The sequence below is a fragment of the Diaphorobacter oryzae DSM 22780 genome, assembly GCF_059568935.1.
This window is the reverse complement of record NZ_JCANUL010000024.1, coordinates 1-4,018: the sequence shown is the minus strand read 5'-3', so window position 1 is coordinate 4,018 and position 4,018 is coordinate 1. Positions and strand designations below refer to the sequence as shown.

4 protein-coding genes and 2 pseudogenes are annotated in these 4,018 nt (G+C 59.4%); 4 read left to right on the top strand and 2 right to left on the bottom strand.

Translation table 11 applies throughout. The annotated features are described in order from the left end of the window. Window positions 1-135 precede the first annotated feature (135 nt). From BP68_RS19085 to BP68_RS19075, 3 genes and pseudogenes are all read left to right on the top strand, one after another. Window positions 136-495, top strand: a pseudogene (locus BP68_RS19085) (IS21 family transposase); the annotation flags it as partial. A 72-nt stretch (window positions 496-567) separates the two neighbouring features. Next, window positions 568-1,896, top strand: coding sequence for a type II toxin-antitoxin system HipA family toxin (locus tag BP68_RS19080; protein WP_496374741.1), 1,329 nt, complete (start codon window positions 568-570; stop codon window positions 1,894-1,896). Next, on the top strand, window positions 1,889-2,188 hold the full coding sequence (locus BP68_RS19075) for a helix-turn-helix domain-containing protein (protein WP_496374739.1): 300 nt from the start codon (window positions 1,889-1,891) through the stop codon (window positions 2,186-2,188). The genes BP68_RS19080 and BP68_RS19075 overlap by 8 nt, the downstream gene beginning before the upstream one ends. 159 nt (window positions 2,189-2,347) lie before the next feature. Here BP68_RS19075 and BP68_RS19070 read toward each other — a convergent pair. Both BP68_RS19070 and BP68_RS19065 read right to left on the bottom strand, forming a co-directional pair. Then, window positions 2,348-2,578 (bottom strand): annotated as a pseudogene (locus tag BP68_RS19070) (DDE-type integrase/transposase/recombinase); the annotation flags it as partial. A 729-nt stretch (window positions 2,579-3,307) separates the two neighbouring features. Beyond that, window positions 3,308-3,511: a phage integrase N-terminal SAM-like domain-containing protein gene (locus BP68_RS19065; RefSeq protein WP_496374737.1), complete on the bottom strand. Its 204-nt coding sequence runs from the start codon at window positions 3,509-3,511 to the stop codon at window positions 3,308-3,310. Window positions 3,512-3,657: 146 nt separating this feature from the next. Here BP68_RS19065 and BP68_RS19060 point away from each other — a divergent pair, with 146 nt between their 5' ends. After that, entirely contained in the window at window positions 3,658-3,948 is a 291-nt protein-coding gene (locus BP68_RS19060) for a hypothetical protein (RefSeq protein WP_496374735.1), read from the top strand. Window positions 3,949-4,018: the final 70 nt, after the last annotated feature.

Below are 4,018 nucleotides of genomic sequence, written 5' to 3'. Positions count from 1 at the left end.
CAGCAACCACCGCCGACCACCAAGAAGGAGAAGACACCGAAGAACTTATCCACAACGTGAGCGTGAAGTTCACGAACAAGGGTGGGTCAAGATTCAATGGAAATGCTGGGTCAGGTTTACGTGGAAATCAACACCCAGATCAAGGCCGCGGGCTATGGTGGCGGCTACTCGGCCGTCACCGACTTCGTTCGGGCCTGGCGCTTGGATGAGGGTCCGGCGGCCAATGTCACGGCCTATGTTCCGCTGAGCTTCCAACTGGGCGAGGCCTTCCAATTCGATTGGAGCGAGGAAGGCTTGGTGGTCGGCGGCATCTACTACCGGGTGCAGGTGGCGCACTTGAAGTTGTGCGCGAGCCGCGCGTTCTGGCTGGTGGCCTACCCGAGCCAGGGCCACGAGATGCTGTTCGACGCCCACACCCGATCGTTTGCCGCATTGGGCGGTGTGGCGCACCGCGGGATCTACGACAACATGCGCACCGCCGTGGACAAGGTGCAAACACTATGTTGGTCATCATGATGTGCAAACTGCCGGTCAACATCAAGTATTTTGGCTATCATGATGGACTATATGGCTTACCCGACACGTACCGAGGTCCAGATTCACCACGCCGGCCGCTGGCACACGGCTGGTGACCTGCGTGTGGTCGATCACGGCCACGGCACGTTCGCCTACGGCGTCGAATACGTATTCGGCGACCTGCAGCTGCCGGTCGCGCTCAATCTCCCCGTAGGCTTTGAAGCGGAGGTACAGATCGAGGGCCCTTTAGGCATGGAGCCAGACCTGCGGCTACCCGCCTTCCTGTACGACATGGTTCCCCAGGGGCGTGGCCGACGCTACCTCCTGGAAAAGCTCAATCTGGCCGATGCCGATGGCCTTGAGGCTGCGCTGTTGCTGCGCGGCGCCTTCAGCCCCATTGGTAACCTTCGCCTGACCTCCGCCGTCACCTACTACGAGGAGGAGACCCGCAAGGCGGCTCCAGCCGACGCCCGCTACGACGAGGGTTTCACCCTGGAGGACCTGGGCAACCGCAGCGAGGATTTCATCGAGCACCTGGCGCTGCATTCCATGCTGGCCTCGGGCACCACGGGCGTGCAGGGCGTGGCCCCAAAGTTCCTGCTGACAACAACCCGCGACGGGCGCTGGTTTGCCGACATGGCTCTGCCCGACGAACTTGCGCACGAGCACTGGCTGGCCAAATTGCCTCGGGGGCGCACTGATGACGATCTCCTCGTCCACCGCAATGAGGCGGCCTACCTGCAACTGGCGCATGCCTGCGGCCTGCGCACGAACGAGCCTCCCAAGCTCCTCGGGAACATCCTGCTGGTGCGCCGCTTTGACCGCGTGGTGCACCAGGGCGTTCTTCATCGCCTTCACCAGGAAAGTGCGGCAAGCCTCTGCGACTTGCGTGGCTTTGGACTGCCGACCACGCAGCAAGACCTTCTTATGGCCATCCGCAAGGTGGTCAACAGCCCCTTGCAAGAGACCATCGAGTTCATCCGCCGAGATGTCCTCAACCAAGCCATGCGCAATACGGACAACCATGCGCGCAACACGGCGGTGCAACGTACAGTAGACGGAGTGGTGCAACTCACGCCGCTGTTCGATTTCGCGCCGATGTACAAGGACCCGGAGATCATTGCGCGGTCCTGCCATTGGGTGAGCAAGGGGGGGCATCGCCTGCAAACCTGGGAGGAGGTCATCGACACCCTCGCAGTGGACGATAGCGAGCGCGATCAGATCGCTGCTGCCCTTGCCGATTTCGCATCCATCGTTGGGAACCTGCCCGAGCTTGCGCGTCAAGCGGGCGTCGACCCCCAGGTTGTCGAGGACTGCCGCAAGAGCATCGACCGGCAGGCTCAGCAGTTGAGCAGCCTCAAAGGAGGGCACCATGGCTGACGGCCGCCTCAAGCGCCCGGTGGACCCCGAAGCCGCCGCAGCCCAGCGCGCAGACCTCTACCGTGCAGTTTCCAGCGGCGAGGTCAGCGTAGGCCAGTCCATTGCCATGATGCGCAAAATCAGCCGCCTGACACAGGAAGAGTTCGCACGCCACCGAGGCATCAGCGTCCAGGCACTGCGCCAGATCGAGCGCGACCAGGGCAACCCCACGATTGAGACACTCAACAAGATCACCGAAGTTTTCGGCTTGCGTGTGGGCTTCGTGAGGCTGCGCAGGTCCAAAGAAAGCTGAACACAGCGTTTATCGATAACTAGCACCGATGGGTTTGTCTCCGAGCTTGGAGCTCAGCCCCGTGGCAAGTCCTATACAGGCCTGGAGCCCGATGCGCTTTAAGCAGCAGCGCTGAGATCGATCTCAGACATGCGCCCCCGCCACCGTCGCATGGAATCGCTGCCGGGCATAAAGGGCCTGCGTCAGTGTATCGAGCACGAAGTCCGTCTGCATCGAACGGCTCACTCGCCAGCCCACGATACGACGGGCGAACACGTCAATGACGAACGCTACGTACAGCCAGCCTTGCCAGGTCGAGACGTACGTGAAGTTGCTGGCCCCAAGCTGGTTCGGCCGCTCGGCCCGGAACTGCCGGTTGACTTGATCCAGCGGACACCGCGCCTTGGCATCTCCCGAGACGATCTATCGCAGCCTCTTCATCCAGGCCCGTGGGGTTCTGAAAAAGAAGCTGATGGCGCATCTTCGTACGCGTCGCTCCATGCGACGCGCCCGCGCAGGCCACCCCAGCGGCGACTACGCATGGAAGGCAGAACCGCAGAGCCTGCGGGCCAAGGACGACCAGTGCCTGCTGGACCTGCTCAAGTAGGCGTGGCTTGAGAACGGCGACGTCTACCGCTACTGCAAGCTGACTTTGGACATGCGCGACCTGGGTGAGCGGCAACGTGGCGATATTAGGTGGGGTAGTCGGTGGTGTTTACGACTTTAGATGGACGGCCAGTTGGTTGCGCGGGGCGCAAAGCCGCATGGATGCTGGGGCGCTGTTTACGACTTTAATTACCTAGAATAATTGATGATCGTAAAAATAAACTCTGTAATGGAAAAATTTACTCTGTAAATTTTTTCGGGGTTCGGTTGTCGGTTCGTGTTTCCAGGAAACTCCCTGCAGTCAAGAAGTTCGATTGCGTGTTGGAACGCGCTTGCACTGAAATTTTCTTCTCAGAGAAAGTGCATTTCCGTCATAGCTCGTCAGTTGACCGCTTCAGGCTGTGAGCGGTCTGTCGCCGGACGGCAGACTTGATGGGGCAGCGCGACAAACCTGAGGTACCCATCAGCGGTCGTTCGTGTCGGCCAGCAATCGACCCTGAGCCGCCGTCCAGCTAGAAGCTCCAAAGCCGTCATTCAGCCATGATGGCCAGAAAAACCTTCGATTTCCAGTTGCCCCATGTCTCGTGGATGCTGCAAGTCGTGCCATTTCACGAACATGCGCACCCATTGCACATAGGCCTGCTTGGTGCGCAGGCTATAGTGTTTGTAACGAATTCGCTCACGGACCTTATCCAGCAACCGTGTGGCGCGCGACACAGGAGGGGCGGCGGGTTTCATGGCTGATTTAGTACTGTATTTTTTTACAGAGTACATGCCGAAATGCTAGGCTACAAGACCCTTTCCGCGATTTTTTTGTGCCAATTTAGACCGCACGCGCGAGATATGGCCTGCGGCTTGGTGCGGTCTACATTACGTTAAAGCGCATGCTGGACCAGCGGCTCTCAACCCCTCGTGCCTTTTTGAAAGCCGTCGCCGTGGCCATAGCGGCGATGTTGGTTGGGTATTGGGGTCTCTTCGGCTGGTTTGTCTATATTTCGCCTCTGACTTACGCCGAGCTTGACCTCAATCGCGATGGGCGCGTTAGTTTCAGCGAAGCCGACTACGCTGCATCATTTGGCGAGCGGGTGGTTGAAGTGGAAGAGCAAAAGTGCACCGAGTATTTCGCTTACAAGGATGGGCTGCCGCTCAAGGTCGTTTGCCCGAGGCAAGGATGAAAAGCGCTTTAACAGGCCGCTGCATCCGACCGCTGTTGATTTCCACGTAAACCTGACCCAGCATTTCCAT